Source organism: Kaistia defluvii (assembly GCF_026343955.1).
GTDB classification, from domain to species: Bacteria; Pseudomonadota; Alphaproteobacteria; order Rhizobiales; family Kaistiaceae; genus Kaistia; species Kaistia defluvii.
The window spans coordinates 137,647-161,051 of record NZ_JAPKNI010000011.1 but is presented as its reverse complement, the minus strand read 5'-3'; the positions used below and the strand labels follow the sequence as shown (position 1 = coordinate 161,051).

Below are 23,405 nucleotides of genomic sequence, written 5' to 3'. Positions count from 1 at the left end.
CCAGCGCCATCAGTCCGGCGCGCAGCTGGTCCGCCATGCCCTCGCCGAGCGGCGCCTCGACCTCGGCATGGGTGCGCTGCCAGATCGGCAAAGCGGCGGCCAGTACGGCCCGGCCGGCATCGGTCAGCGCCAGGCGGCGGCTGCGCCGGTCTTCCGGGTCGACGGCGGTGCTCAGGAAGCCCTGCCGCTCCAGCGGCTTCAGATTGGCGGTCAGCGTGGTGCGATCCATGGCCAGCAGCGCCGCCACCGCGCCGATCGACGGCGGCTGCGGCCGGTTCAGCGACATCAGCAGCGAGAACTGGCCGCTCGTCAGGCCGACGGGCCGCAGCGCCTCGTCGAAGCGGCGCGCCAGGGCGCGGGCGGCGCGCTGGGCGGCCAGGCACAGGCAATGATCGCGGACATGCAGCGTGGTCGAGAAGGGCACGGGGCCAGCGTTTGACATGCCCTTCTTATGTTGATATCAACCTAAATTGTCAATTGGACAATCCATCACGAAAGCCGTTGTCCACCGGGGGCGCGCCGAGGCGCCGGAGGCCCGGCAAGGGAAGACGCGGGAGCACCACCCGCCAAGCGGGATGATCAGGAGGAGATCGAACCATGACCTATATCGAGGGATTCGTGGTGGCCGTTCCGGCTGCCAACAAGGAAGCCTATCGCAAGCATGCCGCCGACGCGGCGGCCTTCGTCAAGGAACATGGCGTCACCCGGATGGTCGAGACCTGGGGCGACGACGTGCCGGACGGCAAGGTCACCGATTTCAGGGGCGCCGTGCAGGCCAAGCCCGACGAGGTCATCGTCTTCTCCTGGTTCGAATATCCCGACCGCGCGACGCGCGATGCCTGCAACAAGAAGATGATGAGCGATCCGCGCATGGAGGCGATGGGCACCTCGATGCCCTTCGACGCCAAGCGGATGATCTTTGGCGGCTTCGAAGCCCTTCTCGAGGATGGCCAGCCCGGCAAGGCCGGCTATGTCGACGGCATCCTGATCGCCGTTCCGGAGGCCAACAGGCAGGCCTATCTCGCGCTCGCCTCGAAGACGGCGCCGATGTTCCGCGAATACGGCGCGACACGCGTCGTCGAGACCTGGGCCGATGACGTGCCGGATGGCAAGGTCACCGATTTCCGCCGCGCGGTGAAGGCCACCGACGGCGAGACGGTCGTCTATTCCTGGATCGAATGGCCGAGCAAGGAAGCCCGCAATGCCGGCTGGGAGAAGGTCATGGCCGATCCGCGCATGCGGTTCGACATGCCGTTCGACGGCCAGCGCATGATCTATGGCGGCTTCGCGCCGATCCTCGACCTTTAGCGTCCAGCGGGCCGCGCCGCTTCGTCCCTTCCCGGAGGCGGCGCACCCGGAGACTAGCGCGGAAAGATCCGCCAGCGATGCGGGCGGAAGGCGATCTGGTTGCCGGCGAGGCGGCTGTGGTCGACGGGCATGTCGATCTCCACGCGATGCTTGTCCGTCCCGACCTCGAGCTCGAGCCGGCGGGCGCCGCCGTGCCGGCGTTCGGTGACGATCGTGCCGGTGATCGCCGGACTGCCATCCTCGACGATCGAGACGTCATGCGGCCGGAAGCCGAGCGTGGCGGTGCCGGAGGGCGCGCCCAGGCCGGAGAGGTCGAGCGGCCGGCCGTCCAGTTGCACGGCGCCGTCGACGACGGTGACCGGCAGGAACGAGGACTCGCCGATGAACTCGAACACGAAGGGGCTCGCCGGCGCGTCATAGATCTCGTCCGGCGTGCCGACCTGCTCGATGCGGCCCTTCGACATGACGACGACGCGGTCGGCAAGCTCCAGCGCCTCTTCCTGGTCGTGCGTGACGAAGAAGGTGGTGTGGCCGGTCTGGTCGTGGATCTCGCGCAGCCAGCGGCGCAGATCCTTGCGCACCTGCGCGTCGAGCGCGCCGAAGGGCTCGTCGAGCAGCAGCACGCGCGGCTCGATCGCCAGCGCCCGGGCGAGCGCCACGCGCTGCCGCTGGCCGCCCGAGAGCTGCGAGGGATAGCGCTTGTCGAGGCCGGTGAGCTGGACCAGGTCGAGCAGATGCAGCACGCGCTTGCGGATCTCGGCCTTGGGCGGGCGCTCGCCGCGCGGCCGCACCGTCAGGCCGAAGGCGATGTTCTGGAACACCGTCATGTGGCGGAACAGCGCGTAGTGCTGGAACACGAAGCCGACATTGCGGTCCTGCACCGAAAGGCCCAGCGCATCGTCGCCGCCGAACAGCACGCGGCCGGCGGTCGGCGCGTCGAGACCGGCGAGTATCCTGAGCAGCGTCGTCTTGCCGGAGCCGGACGGTCCCAGCAGCGCCACCAGCTCGCCCGCCTTGACGTCGAGCGAGACGCCATGCAGCGCCGGCGTGTCGCCGAACGCCTTCTGGACGTTCTCGATGGTCACGTCGATCGGCGCGCCAAGCGCCACCGAAGCACCCTTGTCGATCGGGGTGATCGCGTTCATTCCAGTTACCTCAGTGGCGGCGCGTCGCGGCGATCTCGTCGGCATAACGCCATTCCAAGACCGACTTGACGACCAGTGTAAAGAGGGCGAGCAGCGCCAGCAGCGAGGCTACGGCGAATGCGGCCGCGAAATTATACTCGTTGTAGAGAATCTCGACATGCAGCGGCATGGTGTTGGTCAGGCCGCGAATGTGGCCGGAAACCACGGAAACCGCGCCGAATTCGCCCATGGCGCGGGCGTTGCACAGTAGCACGCCATAAAGCAGCGCCCATTTGACGTTGGGCAGGGTCACGCGAAAAAATACCTGGAAGCCCGAGGCGCCGAGCGACAGCGCCGCCTCTTCGTCACCGCGGCCCTGTTCCTCCATCAGCGGGATCAGCTCGCGCGCCACGAAGGGGAAGGTGACGAAGATCGTCGCCAGCACGATGCCGGGCACCGCGAAGATGACCTGGATGCCCTCGCTCTTCAGCCAGGGGCCAAGCAGGCTCTGCGAACCGAACATCAGGATGTAGATCAGGCCCGCGATCACGGGCGAGACCGAGAAGGGCAGGTCGATCAGCGTGTTGAGCAGGCTCTTGCCCTTGAAGTCGAACTTGGCGATCGCCCAGGAGGCGGCCAGGCCGAAGACGAGGTTGCAGGGAACGGAGATCGCGGCGACCAGCAGCGTCAGGCGGATGGCGGCCGCCGCGTCCGGCTCGAAGATCGCCTCGGCGAAGGCGGGCATGCCGCCGCGAAACGCCTCGACGAAGACGGCGACCACCGGCATGATCAGGAACAGGCCGAGAAACGCCAGCGAGATGAGGATCAGCGCGACGCGGACGTGCTTGCGCTCCATCGTCACCGGGCGGAAGTGGATCGCCGAGGCGCCCGGCAGGCGGGCGGTGGTGAAGGCTTCGTCAGACATCGCCATATCTCCGCCGGCTCCAGCTCTGGATCAGGTTGATCGCGAGCAGGACCAGAAACGATGCGATCAGCATCAGCACGGCGATCGTCGTGGCGCCGGAATAGGAGAATTCCTCCAGCTTGATGACGATCAGCAGCGGCGCGATCTCGGTCTTGTAGGGGCTGTTGCCGGCGATGAAGATCACCGAACCATATTCGCCTACGGCGCGGGCGAAGGCGAGCGCGAAGCCGGTCAGCAGCGCCGGCCACAGCGCCGGCATGACGACCCGGCGCACCGTCTGGCGCCGGTTGGCGCCGAGCGTCGCCGCGACTTCCTCGACCTCGCGGTTGAGGTCTTCCAGCACCGGCTGCACGCTGCGCACGACGAAGGGCAGGCCGATGAAGATCAGCGCGATGATGATGCCGGTCTGCGAATAGGCGATACGGATGCCGAGCGGCGCCAGCCAGGCGCCGATCCAGCCATTCGGCGCATAGAGCGTCGTCAGCGCGATGCCGGCGACGGCTGTCGGCAGCGCGAAGGGCAGGTCGATGACGGCATCGAGCAGGCGGCGGCCGGGAAACTCGTAGCGCACCAGGATCCAGGCGAGGATCAGGCCGAAGACGAGATTGACCAGCGCGGCGACGAAGGAGGTCGTGAAGGAGAGGCGCAGCGCCGCGAGCGTGCGCGGATCGGTCGAGATGCGGATGAATTCGTCGAGACCGCCGCTGGCGGAACGCCAGAACAGGCCGGCCAGCGGGATCAGGACGATCAGGCTGAGATAGGTCAAGGTAACGCCAAGCGCCAACCCGAAGCCCGGGATGACGCTCGACTTCCTGACCGATGCGATGGTCGTGGCGGCCATCTGGATCCGTTCAGTTCGGTCTGTAGATCTGGTCGAAGATGCCGCCGTCGCCGAAATGCTCCGGCTGAACCTTGGCCCACCCGCCGAATTGCGGGTCGTCTATGGTCACCAGGTCGAGCTTCGGGAACCGTGTCAGCAGCGCTGCGTCGACAGTTTCCGGCTTGGACGGGCGATAATAGTTCCTTGCCGCGATCGTCTGGCCTTCGGGCGAATAGAGATAGGTCAGATAGGCTTCGGCGACCTTGCGGGTGCCCTTGGCGTCGACATTGGCATCGACCAGGGCGACCGGCGGCTCCGCCAGGATCGACAGCGGCGGCACGACGATGTCGAACTTGTCGGGGCCGAGTTCCTCGAGCGCCAGGAAGGCCTCGTTTTCCCAGGCGAGCAGCACGTCGCCGATGCCGCGCTGGGCGAAGGTGGTGGTCGAGCCGCGCGCGCCCGTATCGAGCACGGGGACATGCCTGTACAGGGTCGAGACGAATTCCTTCGTCTTCGCGTCGTCCTTGCCGAACGCCTTGTTGGCATAGGCCCAGGCGGCGAGATAGTTCCAGCGCGCGCCGCCCGAGGTCTTCGGGTTGGGGGTGATGACCTCGACGCCGTCCTGGATCAGGTCGCCCCAGTCGGCGATGCCCTTCGGATTGCCCTTGCGGACCAGGAAGACGATGGTCGAGCTATAGGGCGCGGAATTATGCGGCAGGCGGCCGCGCCAGTCGGCCGGGATCTTGCCGCTCGCCTTGGCGATGGCGTCGATGTCGGCTTCCAGCGCCAGCGTCACGACATCCGCGTCGAGCCCGTCAATGACCGAACGGGCCTGCTTGCCGGAGCCGCCATGCGACTGCTGGATCGTGACCGTCTCGCCGGTCTCGGACTTCCAGTGCGCGGCGAAGGCGGTGTTGTAGGCCTTGTAGAGCTCGCGGGTCGGGTCATAGCTGACATTCAGCAGCGATATGTCGGCCAGCGCCGGCGTCACAATCATCGCCACACCGGCGACGAGGGCTGCGAGCCCGGGTCGGAGGCGGCGGACAAGCGTGGATATCGGGCGGACCATCGTGGGCTCCTTGATCGATGACCCCATTATCTCGACATAGGCGGTCGACAATTTCAAACCACGCAGCGCCTTCTGTTCGATCCGATCTAGAAAATCCTTCCTAGATCGGCGCCCCAGCAGAAACGATGTCGCGGGAGATGTCCAGATCTACCGGATCGGACTGGTGGCGGAGCGCATCGGCCAGCGTCGTGGCCTCGAAGGCCCGGAGCTGGGCTTCGTAGGGGCCGGCGAACATGCGGCGGACGGCGCAGGCGGCCTCGTCCGGGCAGTCGGCGCAGGGCTGGTAGGCCGTGCGGGAAATGCAGGAAAGCGGCGCGATCGGGCCGTCTATGGCGCGCAGGACCTGGCCGATCGTGACCTCGCCGGGCGGCTTGATCATGACATAGCCGCCGGCGCGGCCCCGCCGGCTCGCGATGATGCCGCGATGTTTCAGATCGAGCAGGATATGCTCCAGGAACTTGCGCGGCACGCCGGCCTGCCGGGCGATGTCGTCGATCTGCGTCGTCTCGCCCTGGGGCTGCCTGGCGAGATGAATCAGCGCCTTGAATGCGTATTTGGCCTTCTGCGAAATCATCCGACGTCCAGCATCCTTTCGCACCGGATCGGCGCTCCAATGTCATAGCGGATCGGGGCGCGGAATGAAACGAAGGCGCGTGAAAGCGCCGCCGAAGCCTTTGTCGGCGGCGGTAAATCCGCTAAGTGCTTGGCTATGAAAATGCTCATCACCGGTGCGGCGGGCTTCATCGGCTCGCAGGTTGCGAAGGCGGCTCTCGAACGCGGCGACGCCGTGATCGGCGTCGACAATCTGAATCCCTATTACGATCCCGCGCTGAAGCAGGCCCGGCTCGACCGGCTGGCGGTGCACCGGCATTTCGAATTCGTCGAGGCCAGCGTCAGCGACATGGCGGCGATGGAGCGGCTGGTTACCACCCATGCCGACATCGAGACGGTGGTGCACCTCGCTGCCCAGGCCGGCGTCGCCTATTCGATCGAGAACCCGCTCGCTTATGCCGACGCCAATGTCACCGGCCAGGTGGTAATGTTCGAGGCGGCGCTGCGCCTGCCGCGCCTGCGCCACGTCGTCTATGCCTCGTCTTCCTCGGTCTACGGCCTGAACGAGGATGTTCCGTTCCGCGAGAGCGACCGCACCGACCGGCCCGCCTCGCTCTATGCCGCGACCAAGCGGGCCGGCGAGCTGATCGCCCATTCCTATGCCAATGTGCAGGGGATCGCCTCGACGGGCCTGCGTTTCTTCACCGTCTATGGCCCCTGGGGCCGGCCGGACATGGCGCCTTGGCTGTTCACCCGTGCCATCCTCGAGGGGCGGCCGATCACCGTCTACAACAACGGCGCGATGCAGCGCGATTTCACCTTCATCGACGACATCGTCGCCGGCGTTCTGGGCGCGGTCGACCGCCAGCCGAAGCGGGCGGAGAACCGCATCTTCAACCTCGGCAACAACCGGCCGGTCGCGCTGATGGATTTCATCGCCACGATCGAGCGGGCGACGGGCCGCAAGGCCGAGATCCAGTTCGCGCCGATGCGCAAGGCCGATGTCGAGACGACCTTCGCCAATATCGACCTCGCCACTTCAGAACTCGGCTTCGCGCCGAAGACCTCGATCGACGAGGGCATGGACCGCTTCGTCGACTGGTACCGCGGATATAACGCCCGGCCGCTGAGCCTCGACTGAAGGCAGACCCTCACCCCAACCCTCTCCCGCAAGCGGTAGAGGGGGATCGTCGGGGTCCTAAGCCCATCACGGCTCCCACTCCGTGCAGGCCGCCGGCCGAAACCCTCGCCCGCTTGCGGGAGAGGGTAGGGTGAGGGGCTTGACTGGACTTCTCGCGGCCATCCCTCTCTGCTGCTTACCCGATGCTGGAGGCCAAAATCGCGTCGAGGCGCGGTGTCGGCAGGTCGAGGCCGAGCTCGCGCTTCCAGGCCAGCAGCCCGCCGATGCGGCGGCGCTTCTTTTCGGCATGGTTGCCGAAGATCTCGGCCAGACGATGGGCCAGGAAGGGGTTTTCGAACCGTTCCAGCACGCTCGCCCGGTAGGCCGGTGCTTCGGAAATGCCGCCTGCGGCGAAGATCGGCAGCACCTCGGCGTCATAGATCGCATCAAGCTTTTGGCGCACGACCGGATCGGCCAGGCTCTCGCGCACCAGTTCGCCTTCCGGCCGATAGGTCTCGCGCCAGCCTTCGGCCAGCACGGTGTGGCCGAGATTGAGGATGAACAGCTTCAGCCGCTCATGGACGGCGAGGTCGTCGACCATGCGCACGTCCGGGTGGAGGCAGGGCGCGGCGAGCCCCGGCTGCTTCTCGATCGCCCAGAGCGCATAGGGCTCCGCTACCGCGCCTGCCGGCTCGATCGGCTCGGAGACGATGCGGTCGACCAGCGAGTTGGCGAAGAGGCAGGTGTCGAGCCATGCCACGAATTCCGCCGGAAGGTCGTTTTCGGCGGCGAGCGTCATGAGCAGCGCCTTGAGCACGTCGCCATTGCGCGGGATCAGCTCGCAGGGAAACAGCGTCAGCGGCGCGCCCTTCGCCTGCCATCTGGCGACCAGCAGCTTCAGGAGCTTGAGCGGGAAGGCGCGGGGCACGTCGCTGCCAAGCCTTTCGCTCTCGTTGAGCGCGAAGCCGGCATCCGACGTGTTCGAGATCAGAATCTCCGCTTCCCCGACGACGATGCGCTCGACCTCGTCCCAGTTGTCGACGGCGGAGAGGCCGCGCACCAGCGAGGTGACGCCGACCGTGCGCTCGACCGGCGCGCCGTTCTCGATGCCGCGGATGACGATCGGGATCGGCGACCCGTCAAAGGCCTTGAGCCGGCCGGAGCGGGCACCGGAGGCCGTGGTCTGCACGATGGTGACGGGACCGACATCCTGGCCCTGGTCGCGCGCCTCCGACAGGAAGAGATCGGCATGCGCCTGCAGGAAGCGGCTGGTGCCGAACTGGACGATCGGCGTGCGGACGGGCTGGCTCATGGGGATTCCTTGAAGCTCATTGCAGCGTGCCGGACTCCGGGGTTTCCGGCACGGGAGGGAATGTCTTGGCCGAGCAGACGGCGATCGTCTCCTGCAGCCGGAGGGTTTGGTCCTCGGCCAGGGTGCGCGCCATGAAGGCGGCCATCAGGCCCTTGCCGTTCAGGTCATCGAACACGCAGCCGCAATAGCTCTGGCAATCGGCCGCGCTCTTGCCGACGGCGACGCATCGATCGGCGCAATCGGCGCGCGCGTCTCTTTCCGCGCCGTTCGGCGCGACGATGACGGCGAGCGCGAAGAAGAAGGCGTAGAGCACCGGCTGGTGGATGAGATAGACGGCGAGCGAGTGGCGTCCGCCAAAGGCGAGCCACCGGCCGGGCGCGAAGCGCGGCTGCCAGGTGGCGAGCCGCCGGTCCCATCCCTGTGAAACCGCGAGCTTGGCCAGCGCCATACCGGCCAGAACCACGCCGAACCACGGAAAGAGCGGCACGTAATCGAACGAGCCGGGTGGCTTCGGCGCCAGCCCGACCCACCAGAGCGCCGGCTGGGCGAATACCTCGCCGCGATACAGGAAGGGCAGGGCGAAGATCGCGATGGCGGCGAGGAAGACGAGGCGGGGCGGCAGCCGCAGGAAGGCGAGGCCGAGCACGCTCGCCAGCGCGATCTGGTGCAGGATGCCGAAGAAGATCCATCCTTCGGGCATGACGAAATAGGTCGCGACCGACACCAGCGCCGCAGCCGCGACGATCATCGCCAGGCGGATCAGATAGGGCCTGGGGCGAAAGCCATTGCGGGTCGAGAGCACCAGGCTGATGCCGACCAGCATCAGGAACGAACCGGCGATGGCGCGGGCGAAGATCACCCAGCCGATCGAGGCGCCGGGATCGAAGCGCACGATATGCAGAAAGGCGACGTCCCACGCGCCATGGAAGATCGCCATGCAGACCAGCGCCACGCCGCGCGCCACGTCGAGAGCGGCGATGCGCGAGGGGCGGGCGACCGTGGCCGAAGGCGCGGCGCGATCGCCGGCTAGCGCGGCTGTTGCTTCATTCATGTGCAAGTCCCGCCGATTGACGGTTCCCAAGGTCGTGGAGGCCCCATAGTCTCGGCTTGTCCCTTTGTCATGGTTCAAGGACCCGCATGTCGATCATTCCGATCATCGATCTCTCCGATCCCCAGGGCCCGCGCGCGGTCGCCGATGCCATCGGCCGCACCTGCCGCGAAACGGGTTTCTTCCTTATTACCGGCCATGGCGCCAACCCGGAAATCATCGAACGGGGCTGGCAGGCGTCACGCGCGTTCTTCGATCGTCCGGTCGAAGAGAAGCTGACCGCCGTGATGCCCTATCCGGGCTATCCCTATGGCTACAGCCCGGTCAAGGGCGAGACGCTCGCGGCCTCGCTCGGCGACGCCAAGCCGGCCGATCTGAAGGAGACGTTTTCGTTCGGGCCCTCCGCCTTCCAGCGCCTCGACCACAAGCCGGCCGACGATGCCGAGGCCTTCGTGTTCTCGGCCAATCCCTGGCCGCTCGGCGGCGACGAGTTCCGCCTCGCCACCCAGGCCTATTACCGGGAAATGTCGGCGCTGGCCGGGCGGATCATGCGCTTTTTCGCCCTCGCGCTCGATCTGGAGGAAACCTATTTCGACCGCTTCATCGACCGCGAGGCCAGCGCGCTGCGCCTGCTCAACTATCCCGACCTGACGGAGGATCCCGTCCCCGGCCAGCTTCGCGCCGGCGTGCATTCGGACTACGGCTCGATCACCATCCTGATGCAGGAAGACGCGCCCGGCGGCCTGGAGGTGAAGGGGCTGGACGGCGAATGGCACCGCGTTCCGGCGGTTGCCGGCAGCTTCGTCATCAATATCGGCGATCTGATGCAGCGCTGGACGAATGATCAGTGGAAGTCGACGCTGCACCGCGTCACCATTCCGCCGCGCGACCTCGGCCGTTCGGCCCGACGCCAGTCCATGGCCTTCTTCCACCAGCCGAACTGGGACGCGGCCATTGCCTGCATTCCGACCTGCCTGAAGCCGGGCGAGACGGCAAAGTATCCGCCGGTCGGCTCCGGCGAGTATCTTGCGTCGAAATTCCGCTCTACCGTCGTGAAGGCTTGAGCCGCGGGCGGGCGCCCCGGGGCCGGCATGGCGTGAATCTTGCGTCGTGACGGCCGGTGCGCCCGCCGCCCACTATCCTGCTGCGAACGCCTATGGAGAGCCCAAAAGCCGATGTCGATCCTTGCCGCGCTTCGCCACGTCACCCGCTATCGCTATGACCGGCCGGTCCAGCTCGGACCGCAGGTCATCCGGCTGCGTCCCGCCCCGCATTGCCGCACCAAGGTTCCGAGCTATTCGCTCAAGGTGACGCCGGCCAACCATTTCGTGAACTGGCAGCAGGACCCGCACGGCAACTGGCAGGCGCGGTTCGTCTTCCCGGAAAAGACCACCGAATTCGCCATCGAGGTGGACCTGCTGGCCGAGCTCGAGGTCTACAATCCGTTCGATTTCTTCGTCGAGCCCTATGCCGACCAGTTCCCCTTCGCCTATGAGCCGGCGCTGGCCGAGGAACTGGCTGCCTATCTGGCGCCGGAGCCGGCCGGGCCGCTGCTGACCAATTTTTTGGCATCGATCCCGCGCGGGCAGATGCAGATCGTCGATTTCCTCGTCTCGATCAACCAGCGGCTGCAGAACGACATCCGCTATCTGATCCGCATGGAGCCGGGCGTGCAGACGCCGGAGGAAACGCTGTCCTCGGCCGCCGGCTCCTGCCGCGATTCCGGCTGGCTGCTGGTGCAGGCGCTGCGCCATCTCGGCCTCGCCGCCCGCTTCGTCTCCGGCTATCTGATCCAGCTGAAGCCCGATGTCGCCGCTCTCGACGGTCCCTCCGGCACCGAGGTCGACTTCACCGACCTGCATGCCTGGGCCGAGGTCTATGTGCCGGGCGCCGGCTGGATCGGCATGGATCCGACCTCGGGCCTGTTCACCGGCGAGGGCCACCTGCCGCTCTGCGCCACGCCGCATTTCCGCTCGGCAGCGCCGATCACCGGCTCGTTCGCCGCCGATCCCGGCACCGAGACCGCGTTCGAATTCGAGATGCGCGTCGACCGCGTCGCGGAAAATCCCCGCGTGACCCTGCCTTTTTCGGACGATAGCTGGGCAGCGCTCGACGCACTCGGCCACAAGGTCGATGCCGACCTCCAGGCGAATGATGTCCGCCTCACCATGGGCGGCGAACCGACCTTCGTGTCGATCGACGACTACCAGGCCGAGGAATGGAACACGGAAGCCGTGGGGCCGACCAAGCGCGACCGCGCCGACGACCTGATCCGGCGGCTGCGCGAGCGCTTCGCGCCGGGCGGGTTCCTGCATTACGGCCAGGGCAAGTGGTATCCGGGCGAGAGCCTGCCGCGCTGGACCTTCGCGCTCTACTGGCGCAAGGACGGCAAGCCGATCTGGCGCGATTCCAGCCTGATCGCCGCCGAGGCCGACGACCTCAACGCGACCCCGGCGCAGGCTGGCGCGCTGCTGGCCGATCTCTCGGAGCGGCTGGGCATTTCGGCCGACCACGTCGTGCCGGCCTATGAGGATCCGGCGCACTGGATCCTCAAGGAAGCCGAGCTGCCGGAAAACGTCACCCCGCTCGATTCCAGGCTCGATGATCCGGAGGCGCGCGCCCGCATTGCCCGCGTGTTCGAGCGCGGCCTGACGGAGCCTTCCGGCTATATCCTGCCGGTGCAGCGCTGGCAGGCCGAGGCCGCGCCCGACAAGCGCTGGATGTCGGAAAAATGGCCGCTCCGGCGCGGCAAGATGTTCCTGGTGCCCGGCGACAGCCCGGTCGGCTTCCGCCTGCCGCTGTCCTCGCTGCCCTTCGTGCCGGTCTCGTCCTATCCCTTCATCGTCCAGCGTGATCCGGGCGCCGTCAGCGGACCGCTGCCCGATCCCGAGGACTTGGCCGGTCGCGACCGCGCGGGCCATGAAGCCCTCGCCCGGCAGGAGGAACTGGCCCGCCATCTGGCCGGCGCCGGGTCAGAGGACGCCGAATCCGAGCGCGGCGAGCAGGTCGAGCAATTCCTGACCGAGGGCGAGACGGTGCGCACCGCGCTGTCGGTCGAGCCGCGCGACGGCAGGCTTTGCGTCTTCATGCCGCCGACCGAGAAGCTCGAGGATTATCTGGAGCTCCTCGCCTCGCTGGAGGAAAGCGCCCGCGCGCTCGGCCTCGCCGTGCATGTCGAGGGCTACCCGCCGCCGATCGATCCGCGCATGGACGTGATCAAGGTGACGCCGGATCCCGGCGTCATCGAGGTCAACGTGCAGCCGGCGGGCGACTGGACCGAATGCGTCGCCATCACCCGCGACCTCTATGAGGAAGCGCGGCTGTCGCGCCTCGGCACCGAGAAGTTCATGACCGACGGCCGCCACACCGGCACCGGCGGCGGCAACCATGTCGTGGTCGGCGGCGCCCATCCGGCCGACAGCCCGTTCCTGCGCCGGCCGGACCTGCTGAAGAGCCTGGTGCTCTACTGGCAGCGCCACCCGTCGCTTTCCTATCTGTTCTCCGGCCTGTTCATCGGCCCGACCAGCCAGGCGCCCCGCATCGACGAGGCCCGGCACGATGCGCTCTACGAACTGGAAATCGCCATGGCCAGCGTGCCGGCGCCGGGCCATGGCACGCCGCCGCCGCCCTGGCTCGTCGACCGGCTGTTCCGCAACCTGCTGACCGACGTTACCGGCAACACGCATCGCTCCGAGATCTGCATCGACAAGCTCTATTCGCCGGACGGTCCGACCGGCCGCCTCGGTCTGGTCGAGTTCCGATCCTTCGAGATGCCGCCGGATTACCGCATGAGCCTGGCGCAGCAATTGCTGGTGCGCGCGCTGATCTCGATGTTCTGGAACAATCCGCAGCACGGCCTGCTGACCCGCTGGGGCACGCAGTTGCATGACCGCTTCATGCTGCCGCATTTCGTCTGGGCGGATTTCCTCGACGTGCTCGGCGACCTGCAGCGCGCCGGCTATGCCTTCGATCCCGTCTGGTTCGAGGCGCAGCGCGAGTTCCGCTTCCCCTTCGTCGGCCGCATCGAGCAGCAGGGCGTTAAGCTGGAGCTGCGCCAGGCGCTGGAGCCCTGGCATGTGCTGGGCGAGGAGGGCGCGATCGGCGGCACGGTGCGCTATGTCGATTCCTCGGTCGAGCGCATGCAGGTGGAGGTCCAGGGCCTCGACCCGCGCCGGCATGTCGTTTCCTGCAATGGCCGCCGCGTGCCGATGACGTCCACCGGCACGACGGGCCAGTTCGTCGCCGGCGTGCGCTACAAGGCGTGGCAGCCGGCGCGCGGCCTGCACCCGACCATTCCCGCCCACGCGCCGCTCACCTTCGACATTGTCGACAGCTGGTCGCAGCGCTCGCTGGGCGGCTGCGTCTATCACGTCGCCCATCCGGGCGGCCGCAACTACGATACGTTCCCGGTCAACTCCTATGAGGCGGAGGCGCGCCGGCTGGCGCGCTTCGAGGCGATCGGCCATACGGCCGGTCACTTCATGCCGCAGGCCGAGACCGGCTCGCCGGAGTTTCCGATGACGCTCGACCTCCGTCGCCCGGCCAATCTTTGATGCCCGTGACGCGCAAGGAAACGCTCCGCCGCAGCAAGGTCGCCGCCGACCGGGCGGAGCGGCTGATCGCCAATTACCGGCCGCTGCCCGGCATCGCCGACGAGTTCATCGGTCCCGCTGGCAGCATCCGGCCGCACTGGATGCGCTTCGTCGAGTCGATGGCCGAGCTGGGCCCGAGCGAGGTGCAGCACCGCTTTGGACAGGCCGACCGGCATCTCGCCGATTCCGGCGTCGTCTTTCGCGTCTATGGCGCGGAGAACGGCGACGAGCGGCCCTGGCCGCTGTCGCATGTGCCGTTCCTGATCGAGCCGAGGGAGTGGGCCCATCTCGAGGCCGGCCTGATCCAGCGAGCCAAGCTGCTCGATGCCATTCTGGGCGATGCCTATGGCCAGGGGCGGCTTGCCGCCGATGGCGCGCTGCCGGCGGCGATCATCGCCGGCAGTCCGGAATATCTGCGGCCGCTGGTCGGCGCCGAGCCGGTCGGCGGCCATCATCTGCGCTTCTACGCCGTCGATGTCGGCCGCGGGCCGGATGGCCGCTGGTGGGTGGTTTCCGACCGCACCCAGGCGCCGTCGGGCGCCGGCTACGCGCTGGAAAACCGCATCGCCCTTTCGCGCGCGCTGCCCGACCTCTATCGCAGCTTCAATGTCGAGCGGCTGGCCGGCTTCTTCCAGGCGTTTCGCACCGGGCTGAACCGGTTGAACCGGCATGAGGAGACCCGCGTCGCGCTGCTGACGCCGGGCCCGCTCAACGAGACCTATTTCGAGCACGCCTATCTGGCGCGCTATCTCGGCTTCGTGCTGGTCGAGGGCGAGGATCTGACGGTGCGCGACGACACCGTCTACATGCGCACCATTTCCGGCCTGAAGCGGGCCGACGTGCTGCTGAGACGCCTCGACGCCGATTTCGCCGATCCGCTGGAGCTGAACCCGGCCTCGCGGCTCGGCGTGCCGGGGCTGGCCGGCGCGGTGCGCCAGCGCAACGTGGCGATCGCCAATGCGCTGGGCTCCGGCCTGGTCGAGGCGCGGGCCATTCTTGGCTTCCTGCCCGGCCTTGCCCGCCGCATTCTCGGCGAGGATCTGATCCTGCCGAATGTCGCCACCTGGTGGTGCGGCCAGACGCTGGAGCGCGACCATGTCGTGGCCGAGCTCGACCGCATGGTGATCGCCCCGGCGCTGGGCGCCAGCGTGCCCGGCCTGCTCGATCGCGGCGCGGTGCTCGGCGGCACGCTCGATCCCCAACGCAAGGAAGCGCTGATCCGCGCGATCGGCCGGCGCGGCACCGATTTCGTCGGTCAGGAAGCGGTCAAGCTCTCGACAACGCCGGTCTGGCGCGGCGAGGGCGAGAGCGCCCGGCTGGAGCCGCGCCCCTCCATTCTCCGCCTCTATGTGGCGCGCACGAATGACGGCTGGACGGTGATGCCCGGCGGCTTCTGCCGGATTTCCGACCAGCCCGACGCCCGTGCCGTGACCCTGCACCAGGGCGGCGCCTCGGCCGATGTCTGGGTGCTCTCCGACAAGCCGGTGACGGAGACGACGCTGCTGGCCTCGCCGGACAAGGTGGCGCTGCAGCGCAGGACGCAGACGCTGCCGAGCCGCGCGGCGGAAAACCTGTTCTGGCTCGGCCGCTATGTCGAGCGCACCGAGGCGACGCTGCGCATCTTGCGCGCGATCGCCGGCCGGCATATCGGCGCCGAATATGACGGCGAAGCGGTCATCGCCCAGCTCGACGCCACGCTCGCCGCTGCCGGATCGATCGGCGAGACGGACGAGGACGCGACGCCGACCGAGCGCGCCATCGCCATGCTGACCGACCGCAGCGATTTCAACACCGTCCCGCGCCTCGCACAGGCCTCGCGCCGGGCCGCTTCCGTCATCCGCGACCGCCTGTCGCCCGACGCCTGGCGCACCGTCGCCGACCTCGAGGGGTTGCTGAACCAGCCGCTGGAGGCCGAAACCGACAGCGACATGCTGGAGCGCGCCAATGCGGCGCTGCGTCTGATCGCCGCCTTCTCGGGCCTGGTGCAGGAAAACATGGTGCGCCAGCAGGGCTGGCGCTTTCTCGAGGCCGGCCGCCGCATCGAGCGCGGCCTCGCCATTGCCCGCGCCACGCGCTTCTGCGGCCTTTCGGGCAAGGCGGGCGAACTCGACGCGCTGCTCGAACTCGCCGACAGCCAGATCACCTATCGCATCCGCTACGTGATGCTGGCCGCGCGCGTGCCGGTGGTCGACCTCGTGCTGCTCGACGGCGCCAATCCGCGTGCGCTCGCCTTCCAGGCCGAGCGGATCCGGCAGGTGCTGGCCGACATGCCGGCGCATGCGCCGGCCGGGCTGCTGGCCCCGGCCGACCGGCTGGCGACGCGCCTCGCCGCCGAGTTGAGCACCGCCGACGCCGCCGCCCTCGATGCCGGCGATCTGCTCGGTTTCGAGCAGACGCTGATGAAGATTTCCGACGAGGTCGCGCTCGCCTACTTCACCCACCGGCGGGCAGCCGACGCGCTCGATGGCGGGGAATGACCATGCTCTACGATATCCGCCAGACCACCCGCTACAGCTATGCCTCGCCGGTGCCGTTCTCGCGCCAGGTACTGCGGTTGCTTCCGGTCGCGCGCGAGGGCCAGCGGGTCATTGCCGCCGACCTCGTCATCACGCCGGAACCGACCGAGCGGCAGGACGGTTTTGATTTCTTCGGCAACCACATCACGACCGTTGCCTTCGCCTTTCCGCATGAGGAACTGACGCTGGAGACGCGCGCCCGCGTCGCGGTGGCCGCGGGCGACAGGCGCGACGGCGAGGCGACGCCAAGCTGGGAGCAGATCCGCCGCCAGGCCGTGGCCGAGGCCGATCTCGGGCCGCTGTCGCCGGTGCATTTCCTGTTTGCCAGCCGCATCATCGCCATCGACGAGGCGATCGCTGCCTATGCGGTGGCGAGTTTCCCCGCCGGCCGGCCGATCCTGGCCGCCGCGTTCGATCTCACCTGCCGGATCAAGGCGGATTTCGCCTATGATCCCGAGGCCACCGATGTCACGACGCTGCCGGCCGACGCCTTCGCCAAGCGAGCCGGCGTCTGCCAGGATTTCGCACATGTGATGATCGCCGGCCTGCGCACGCTCGGGCTGCCGGCCGCCTATGTCAGCGGTTTCCTGCGCACGCTGCCGCCGCCCGGCCAGCCGCGGCTGGAAGGCGCGGACGCCACCCATGCGTGGGTCGCCGTCTGGTGCGGCCGCGAGACCGGCTGGATCGGACTCGATCCCACCAATGGCGTCGTTGCCGCCGAGGATCACGTCGTGCTGGCGCTGGGGCGCGACTATCCCGACGCGGCGCCGGTCGACGGCATCATCGTCATCTCCGGCGACCACCAGATGGATGTCGAGGTCGACGTGCTCGCCATTTCCGGGTCCGATGCCGGATAACATCATCCCGGGACGGAATTTGCCGGGTGCGCGGGACAGGCTGGTATTTCTCGACGGCACACGGTATCAGGACGAATGCAATTCCCTGCCGCCTTGGCTTGCGGGATCGGTTGTCATGTCTGCCGCAAACGCTTCGACGTCGTTGCAAATGTGCAGGCTTGCCCCGATATGCGAGAGCCATTCTAGATAGGATTACGTGACCGTCATGTCTTCCACGTTCGACGTCGTCGCCGATGTGATCGCCCAGACCAGCGAAATTCCGCGCGAGAAGATCACCCCCGAATCCCACGCCATCGACGATCTGGGCATCGACAGCCTCGATTTCCTCGACATCGTGTTCGCGCTCGACAAGAAGTTCGGGATCAAGATCCCGCTCGAGCAGTGGACCCAGGAAGTCAATGCCGGCAAGGCTTCGGTCGAGGATTACTTCCTCCTGAAGAACCTCTGCGCGCATATTGACGACCTGGTCGCCAAGAAGACCGCCTGACAGGATCGGCGTCGAAGCCATCATGCGTCTCGAATATTTTCAGATGATTGATCGCATCGTCGATTTCGACGCTGCGGCCGGTCGTATTCATGCCAAGGCTTTCGTCCCCGAGACGAGCCCGGTGTTCGAAGGTCACTTTCCCGGCTATCCGATCCTGCCGGGCGTGCTGCTGATCGAGACCATGGCGCAGGCTTCCGGCTTCCTGATCCTCGGCCTGAACGGCCTTTCGCGCATGCCGTTCTTCGCCGGCAGCAAGAAGGCCAAGTTCCGCAAGTTCATCGAGCCCGGCGCCGAACTCGACGTCTATGCAACCCTGACGCATGACGGTTCCGGCTTCGCCGTGACCGAGGCGAAGATCGAGTCGGACGGCCCGGTCTGTGATGCGGAACTGACGCTGCGCGTCATGGACTTCCCGGCCCCGGAACTGGTCGAGAACATGCGCGAGCGGGTGCGGCAGATCGGCCTGACGCCGGTCGGAGATATGGTATGAGCGACAATTCCGGCGGCAACAGCGCCCGCGACGTCTGGGTCACCGGCATCGGCCTGATCTCCTCGCTCGGCGAGGGGCTTGATGCCCACTGGCAGGCGCTTGCGCTCGACGAGCCCCGGGTCGGAAGCGTCGACACCGAGCATTTCGCGCCCTTCCCGGTGCTTCCGATGGTGCCGCTGCAGCTCGACAAGCAGATTCCGCGCAAGGCCGACCAGCGCCAGATGGAGCCGTGGCAGCGCCTTGGCACCTATGCCGCCGGCCTGGCGCTCGCCGATGCGGGCCTCGCCGGCGACCTCGATCGCCTTGCCCATATGGACATGATCGTGGCGGCCGGCGGCGGCGAGCGCGACGTCGTCGTCGATGGCCAGATCCTGGCCGGTCTCGGCGGCGCCGAGAATCCCGACGCCTTCCTGAACGAGCGCCTCGCCAACGATCTCCGCCCGACCCTTTTCCTGGCGCAGCTTTCCAATCTTCTGGCCGGCAACATCTCGATCGTCCACAAGGTGACCGGTTCGTCCCGCACCTTCATGGGCGAGGAACTGGCCGGCATCAGCGCCGTCGAGATCGCCGCGCGCCGCATTCGCGCCGGCGGCCAGGGCGAACAGTTCCTGGTTGGCGCGGCCTATAATGCCGAGCGCAAGGACATGCTGCTCAGCCTCGCGCTGGGCAACACGCTGTGGCAGGGCGCGGTCAATTCCGTCTGGGAGCGGGCCAATGCCGGCGGCGGCATGGTCACCGGCTCGCTCGGCGTGTTCCTGGTGCTCGAATCGCGCGAAAGCGCCGAGGCGCGCGGCAAATCCGGCTATGCCCGGCTGGGCCCGGTGCTGTCCGGCCGCAGCCGCCGCGAGCCCGGCCAGGCCACCGCCGTGGCCCGTGGCCAGATCGACGCGCTCCGTCCGGAACTGGGCGACAAGCCGGTCGGCCTGCTGTCGGGCGCCACGGGTGTCGCCGCCGCCACGCTCGAAGAGCGGTCGCTGCTCGAAGCGCTGGTCGCCGAAGGCACGGTCGGTCCCATCCGCGCCACGCAGAGCCTGCTCGGCAACAGCCTGGAGGCCGCTTTCCCGGCCCAGGTCGCGCTTGCCGCGCTGGCGCTCTCGCGCAAAGGCTTCTACCGGCCGGCCGATCCGACCGGATTGGAACTTGAAGCGACCGACGTCCCCACCCAGATCCTGGCGACGAGCTGGGGCTTCTGGCGCGGCGAGGGCATGGCGCTCCTCGAAGCGATCGACTGAGAAAGGTCACGATCATGGGCAAAGGCAAGACGCGGGATCATCTCGGTCGTCCGGTCGTCGCCGTCACGGGCATGGGCGTGGTCACCTCGCTCGGCCAGGGCATCGACGACAACTGGTCGGCGCTGACCTCCGGCAAGTCGGGCATCCACCGCATCACCCGCTTCCCCGTCGATCACCTGCGCACGACGATCGCCGGCACCGTCGATTTCCTGTTCGACGAGGTGCCGCGCTCGGCGGTGCTGACGGAAAAGCTGGCCGAACTGGCGGCCGAGGAAGCCATTGCCCGCGCCAGGATCGGCACGCCGGGCGATTTTCCGGGCATGCTATTCATGGCGGTGCCGCCGGTCGAGCTCGACTGGTCGGTGAAGCGGGAGCTGTATGAGGGTGGCGACACCACGACGGCCGATCCCTATGACCGCATGATCGACAGCGCGATGACGCTCAACAGCGCCGATGCCTATGAATATGCGCTCTATGCCTGCGTCGCCGAGAAGACGGCCGACCGGTTTGGCACGCGCGGTGCGCCGATTTCGCTGTCGACGGCCTGTGCTTCGGGCGCGACCGCGATCCAGCTCGGCGTCGAGGCGATCCGCCGCGGCGATACGGACGCGGCGCTCTGCATCGGCACGGACGGCTCGGTGCAGGCGGAATCGCTGATCCGCTTCTCGCTGCTTTCGGCGCTTTCCACCAACAATGAAGACCCGGCGACTGCCTCCCGGCCGTTCTCGAAGAACCGCGACGGCTTCGTCATGGCCGAGGGCGCCGGCGCGCTGGTGCTGGAAGATTACGATGCGGCGGTCGCCCGCGGCGCCGAGATCCTCGCCGTCATCCGCGGCGTCGGCGAGCAGGCCGACGATTTCCACCGCACCCGCTCCAAGCCGGATGGCTCGCCGGTCATCGGCGCCATGCGCCAGGCGCTCGGCGATGCCGGCATCGGCCTGGACGAGATCAACTACATCAACGCGCACGGCACCAGCACGCCCGAAAACGACAAGATGGAAGCCTTGTCGCTCGAGGCCGTGTTCGGCGAGCACGTCAAGTCGATCCCGATCAGCTCCAACAAGTCGATGATCGGCCACACGCTGACGGCGGCCGGCGCGATCGAGGCGGTCTTCTCGATCCAGACGATCCGCAGCGGCGTCATTCCCCCGACCATCAACCAGGACGTAGCGGACCCCTCGGTGACGCTCGACGTGGTGCCGAACGTCGCCCGCGAGGCCCCGGTCTCGATGGTGCTGTCGAATTCGTTCGGCTTCGGCGGCCAGAACGCCTGCCTGGTGATCGCGGCCAGCCCCGCCTGACCGCGACGCCGGGTCCGGAGCGTGCCTCTGGCATCTTGCGCGCCGAGGCGGTAAAGCAGGCCCTGTTCAGAACGACAGACGGATAACTCATGCGCGCCCTGCAGCTGCTCGCCGACCGCAAGCTTTCGATCGTTGATGCCCCCATGGCCCCCGCGCCCGGTCCGGGCGAGGTTCGCGTGGCGATGGGCGCGGTTGCGCTCAACCACATCGACGTCTGGGGCTGGCGCGGCATGGCCTTCGCCAAGCGCAAGCTGCCGCTGACCGTCGGCGCGGAAGCTGCCGGCACCATCGAATCGATCGGGCCTGACGTCGAGGGCGTCAAGGTCGGCGACCGCGTCGCCATCTACGGCGCCGAGACCTGCGGCACCTGCCCGGCCTGCCATGCCGGCCGTGACAATCTCTGCGAGAACGTCGCCGGCGTGCGTGGCTTCCACATTGACGGCCTCTGCTGCGAATATGTGACGCTGAAGGCGCGCCATGTCGTCGTAGCGCCCCACGGCGTCGCCCTGCGCGACATCGCCTGCACGCCAGTGACCTTCGGCACCGTGCAGCACATGCTGTTCGACAACGCCAAGCTCGAGGCCGGCCAGACCATCCTCGTCCAGGCGGGCGGCAGCGGCATCGGCACGGCGGCGATCCAGCTTGCCAAGGCGGTGGGCGCCACCGTGATCACCACGGTCGGCAGCGACGAAAAGGGCGAGAAGGCCAGGGCGCTCGGCGCCGATCACGTCATCAACTACCGCGAAGACCGCTTCGAGGGCGTCGTCCGCAAGATCACCAAGAAGCGTGGCGTCGACGTCGTTTTCGAGCATGTCGGCGTCGATACCTGGGCGGGCAGCATGTTCTCGCTGCGCCGGGGCGGCACGCTGGTCACCTGCGGCTCGACCACCGGCATCTCGACCGAGATCAACCTGTTCCAGCTCTACCAGCAGCAGCTGCGCCTGATCGGCTCGTTCGGCTGCCGCATCGAGAATATCTCGCAGTCGCTGGCCAAGATCGCCGCCGGCGTCGTCAAGCCCGTCATCGACAGCGTCGTGCCGCTTGACGACATGGGCGATGCGCTGGACCGGATCGAGCAGCGCCAAGTCTTCGGCAAGATCATCGTCACGCTCTGATTCCCATGGCGCTGCCCAGCAAAAAGAAGAAGCCGGTCAAGCTGATGCGGCGCATCACGCGCAGCCGGGCGGCCCATGCGGCGATCGCCTTCGTCGTGCGCGGGCTGACCGTCGGCGTGCGCAGCCTGGGCGAACAGCGCGCCGGCCGCGTGGCGGGCTCGGTCGCCCGCTTCATCGGCCGCTTCGTGCCCGAGTCCAAGCTGGCGCGGCGCAACCTGGCCGCCGCCTTCCCGGAGAAATCCGAGGCCGAGCGGGAAAAGATCCTGCAGGGCGTGTGGAGCAATCTCGGCTGCACGGTCGCGGAATATGTCTTCCTCGACAAGCTGGTCGACATCGATCCCGAGCGCCTCGGCGAAGGCCGCATCGACGTCGTCGGCGTCGACCAGTTCCTGGCGATGCGCGACGACGGCAAGCCGGGCATCATCTTCTCGGCACATCTCGCCAATTGGGAGATTCTCGCGGTCGTCGCGGCACGGTTCGGCCTGCCGGTCGTGTCGCTGTTCCGCGCGCCCTCCAACAACATCATCGGCGAGGACCTGCTGCAGCAGCGCGAGCAGATGATGGGCAAGCTGGTGGCTTCCAATCGCGGCGCCACCTTCGAGGTCGGCGCGGCGCTGGATCGCGGCGAGCATCTCGGCATCCTCACCGACCAGCACCACCGCCGGGGCCCGCAGGTGCCGTTCTTCGGCCGGCCGATCTACGCCAACCCGCTCGTGGCCCGGCTCGCCCGGCAATATGACTGCCCCGTGCATGGCGCCCGCACCATCCGCCTGCCCGACGGCCGTTTTCGCGTCGAGCTGACGCCGCCGGTCGAGATGCCGCGCGACGAAGAGGGCCGGATCGACGTCGACGCCGGCACGGCCAAGGTGATGTCGGTGGTCGAGGGCTGGGTCCGCGAACACCCCGAGCAATGGCTCTGGCTGCACAATCGCTGGCGATAGCCTGTTTCCGTTCTGTCACCTCTCCCTCAGGGAGAGGTGACAGAACGGCGACCGAACGCCCCAGGCGTCGCCCTTTAATTCCCTGCCGCCGCGTGGCAAACTCTGTTCATGGTTCATTCTCCTGTCCTCGCGGTGCCGCGCGACGGCCGCCAGTCGGATATGGCGCTGGCCCTGCAGCGTGGCGTCGGCCGGCTGTTCCGGGCGCTCGGCCATGCCATCGTCACGGAACTGGTGCTGGCGACGGGTCGGCGCGCCGACATCATCGCGCTCGGCCCATCCGGCGAGATCACCATCGTCGAGATCAAGTCGTCGATCGCCGATTTTCGCGCCGACGGCAAATGGCCGGATTACGCCCCCTATTGCGACCGGCTCTATTTCGCCAGCCATGCCGGCGTGCCGCAGGAGATTTTTCCGGAACAGGCTGGGCTGATCCTGGCCGATGCCTATGGCGCCGAAATCCTGCGCGAGGCGCCGCATGCGCCGCTCGTCGCCGCCCGGCGCAAGGCGATGACACTCCGCTTCGCCCAGGCCGCCGCGCACCGGCTGCACGGCCTGTTGGACCCCGAGGCCGGCTTTCGCGAGATGCTCTGACCCGC

The 23,405-nt window shown here is 67.7% G+C and carries 21 protein-coding genes; 13 read left to right on the top strand and 8 right to left on the bottom strand.

Annotation, left to right across the window (positions count from 1 at the left end):
* Positions 1–442: MarR family winged helix-turn-helix transcriptional regulator (locus tag OSH10_RS21385; protein ID WP_266334503.1), on the bottom strand; the 442-nt coding region annotated here is incomplete at its 3' end.
* Between the two features lie 155 nt (positions 443–597).
* Here OSH10_RS21385 and OSH10_RS21380 point away from each other — a divergent pair.
* Positions 598–1,308: a DUF1428 domain-containing protein gene (locus OSH10_RS21380; RefSeq protein ID WP_266334502.1), complete on the top strand. Its 711-nt coding sequence runs from the start codon at positions 598–600 to the stop codon at positions 1,306–1,308.
* Positions 1,309–1,361: 53 nt separating this feature from the next.
* On the opposite strand, the gene OSH10_RS21375 is transcribed toward OSH10_RS21380, so the two are convergent.
* The 5 genes from OSH10_RS21375 to OSH10_RS21355 all read right to left on the bottom strand — a co-directional run bounded on the left by OSH10_RS21375 (position 1,362) and on the right by OSH10_RS21355 (position 5,820).
* Complete coding sequence (locus OSH10_RS21375; protein WP_266334519.1) at positions 1,362–2,399, bottom strand: sulfate/molybdate ABC transporter ATP-binding protein; 1,038 nt, start codon at positions 2,397–2,399, stop codon at positions 1,362–1,364.
* A gap of 64 nt (positions 2,400–2,463) precedes the next feature.
* Entirely contained in the window at positions 2,464–3,288 is an 825-nt protein-coding gene (gene cysW, locus OSH10_RS21370) for a sulfate ABC transporter permease subunit CysW (protein ID WP_266334517.1), read from the bottom strand.
* 61 nt (positions 3,289–3,349) lie between these two features.
* Positions 3,350–4,198, bottom strand: a complete 849-nt coding sequence (cysT, locus tag OSH10_RS21365; protein ID WP_266334501.1) for a sulfate ABC transporter permease subunit CysT — start codon at positions 4,196–4,198, stop codon at positions 3,350–3,352.
* Positions 4,199–4,208: 10 nt separating this feature from the next.
* On the bottom strand, positions 4,209–5,246 hold the full coding sequence (locus OSH10_RS21360; protein WP_323181649.1) for a sulfate ABC transporter substrate-binding protein: 1,038 nt from the start codon (positions 5,244–5,246) through the stop codon (positions 4,209–4,211).
* Between the two features lie 100 nt (positions 5,247–5,346).
* Positions 5,347–5,820 carry an RrF2 family transcriptional regulator gene (locus tag OSH10_RS21355; protein WP_266334500.1) on the bottom strand — a complete coding sequence of 158 codons (474 nt, stop codon included), beginning with the start codon at positions 5,818–5,820 and terminating at the stop codon, positions 5,347–5,349.
* A 135-nt stretch (positions 5,821–5,955) separates the two neighbouring features.
* Between OSH10_RS21355 and OSH10_RS21350 the strand changes: the two genes are divergently transcribed.
* On the top strand, positions 5,956–6,939 hold the full coding sequence (locus OSH10_RS21350; RefSeq protein ID WP_266334498.1) for an SDR family NAD(P)-dependent oxidoreductase: 984 nt from the start codon (positions 5,956–5,958) through the stop codon (positions 6,937–6,939).
* A gap of 175 nt (positions 6,940–7,114) precedes the next feature.
* Here the strand turns inward: OSH10_RS21350 and OSH10_RS21345 are convergent, their stop codons facing one another.
* Complete coding sequence (locus tag OSH10_RS21345) at positions 7,115–8,230, bottom strand: mannitol dehydrogenase family protein (protein ID WP_266334496.1); 1,116 nt, start codon at positions 8,228–8,230, stop codon at positions 7,115–7,117.
* A gap of 16 nt (positions 8,231–8,246) precedes the next feature.
* On the bottom strand, positions 8,247–9,281 hold the full coding sequence (locus tag OSH10_RS21340; RefSeq protein ID WP_266334494.1) for a heparan-alpha-glucosaminide N-acetyltransferase: 1,035 nt from the start codon (positions 9,279–9,281) through the stop codon (positions 8,247–8,249).
* A gap of 86 nt (positions 9,282–9,367) precedes the next feature.
* On the opposite strand from OSH10_RS21340, the gene OSH10_RS21335 reads away from it, so the two are divergent.
* From OSH10_RS21335 to OSH10_RS21285, 11 genes are all read left to right on the top strand, one after another.
* A complete protein-coding gene (locus OSH10_RS21335) occupies positions 9,368–10,342 on the top strand; it encodes an isopenicillin N synthase family dioxygenase (RefSeq protein WP_266334492.1) in 975 nt (324 codons plus the stop codon).
* Between the two features lie 111 nt (positions 10,343–10,453).
* Positions 10,454–13,831 carry a transglutaminase family protein gene (locus OSH10_RS21330; protein WP_266334490.1) on the top strand — a complete coding sequence of 1,126 codons (3,378 nt, stop codon included), beginning with the start codon at positions 10,454–10,456 and terminating at the stop codon, positions 13,829–13,831.
* Complete coding sequence (locus OSH10_RS21325; protein WP_407660745.1) at positions 13,831–16,347, top strand: circularly permuted type 2 ATP-grasp protein; 2,517 nt, start codon at positions 13,831–13,833, stop codon at positions 16,345–16,347. Before OSH10_RS21330 ends, OSH10_RS21325 begins: the two co-directional genes overlap by 1 nt.
* Before the next feature lie 2 nt (positions 16,348–16,349).
* The gene (locus OSH10_RS21320) at positions 16,350–17,243 is read left to right on the top strand and encodes a transglutaminase family protein (protein WP_266334513.1); all 894 of its coding nucleotides are present in this window, start codon (positions 16,350–16,352) and stop codon (positions 17,241–17,243) included.
* Positions 17,244–17,448: 205 nt separating this feature from the next.
* Positions 17,449–17,730: an acyl carrier protein gene (locus tag OSH10_RS21315; protein WP_266334486.1), complete on the top strand. Its 282-nt coding sequence runs from the start codon at positions 17,449–17,451 to the stop codon at positions 17,728–17,730.
* 22 nt (positions 17,731–17,752) lie between these two features.
* Positions 17,753–18,220: a 3-hydroxyacyl-ACP dehydratase FabZ family protein gene (locus OSH10_RS21310; RefSeq protein ID WP_266334484.1), complete on the top strand. Its 468-nt coding sequence runs from the start codon at positions 17,753–17,755 to the stop codon at positions 18,218–18,220.
* Positions 18,217–19,452, top strand: a complete 1,236-nt coding sequence (locus OSH10_RS21305) for a beta-ketoacyl-ACP synthase (RefSeq protein ID WP_266334482.1) — start codon at positions 18,217–18,219, stop codon at positions 19,450–19,452. Before OSH10_RS21310 ends, OSH10_RS21305 begins: the two co-directional genes overlap by 4 nt.
* 14 nt (positions 19,453–19,466) lie before the next feature.
* Positions 19,467–20,753: a beta-ketoacyl-ACP synthase gene (locus tag OSH10_RS21300; RefSeq protein ID WP_266334480.1), complete on the top strand. Its 1,287-nt coding sequence runs from the start codon at positions 19,467–19,469 to the stop codon at positions 20,751–20,753.
* 89 nt (positions 20,754–20,842) lie between these two features.
* Positions 20,843–21,868, top strand: coding sequence for a zinc-binding dehydrogenase (locus tag OSH10_RS21295; RefSeq protein ID WP_266334478.1), 1,026 nt, complete (start codon positions 20,843–20,845; stop codon positions 21,866–21,868).
* 5 nt (positions 21,869–21,873) lie between these two features.
* Positions 21,874–22,809: a lipid A biosynthesis lauroyl acyltransferase gene (locus OSH10_RS21290; protein ID WP_266334476.1), complete on the top strand. Its 936-nt coding sequence runs from the start codon at positions 21,874–21,876 to the stop codon at positions 22,807–22,809.
* Between the two features lie 108 nt (positions 22,810–22,917).
* The gene (locus OSH10_RS21285) at positions 22,918–23,400 is read left to right on the top strand and encodes an MmcB family DNA repair protein (RefSeq protein ID WP_266334474.1); all 483 of its coding nucleotides are present in this window, start codon (positions 22,918–22,920) and stop codon (positions 23,398–23,400) included.
* Positions 23,401–23,405 lie beyond the last annotated feature (5 nt).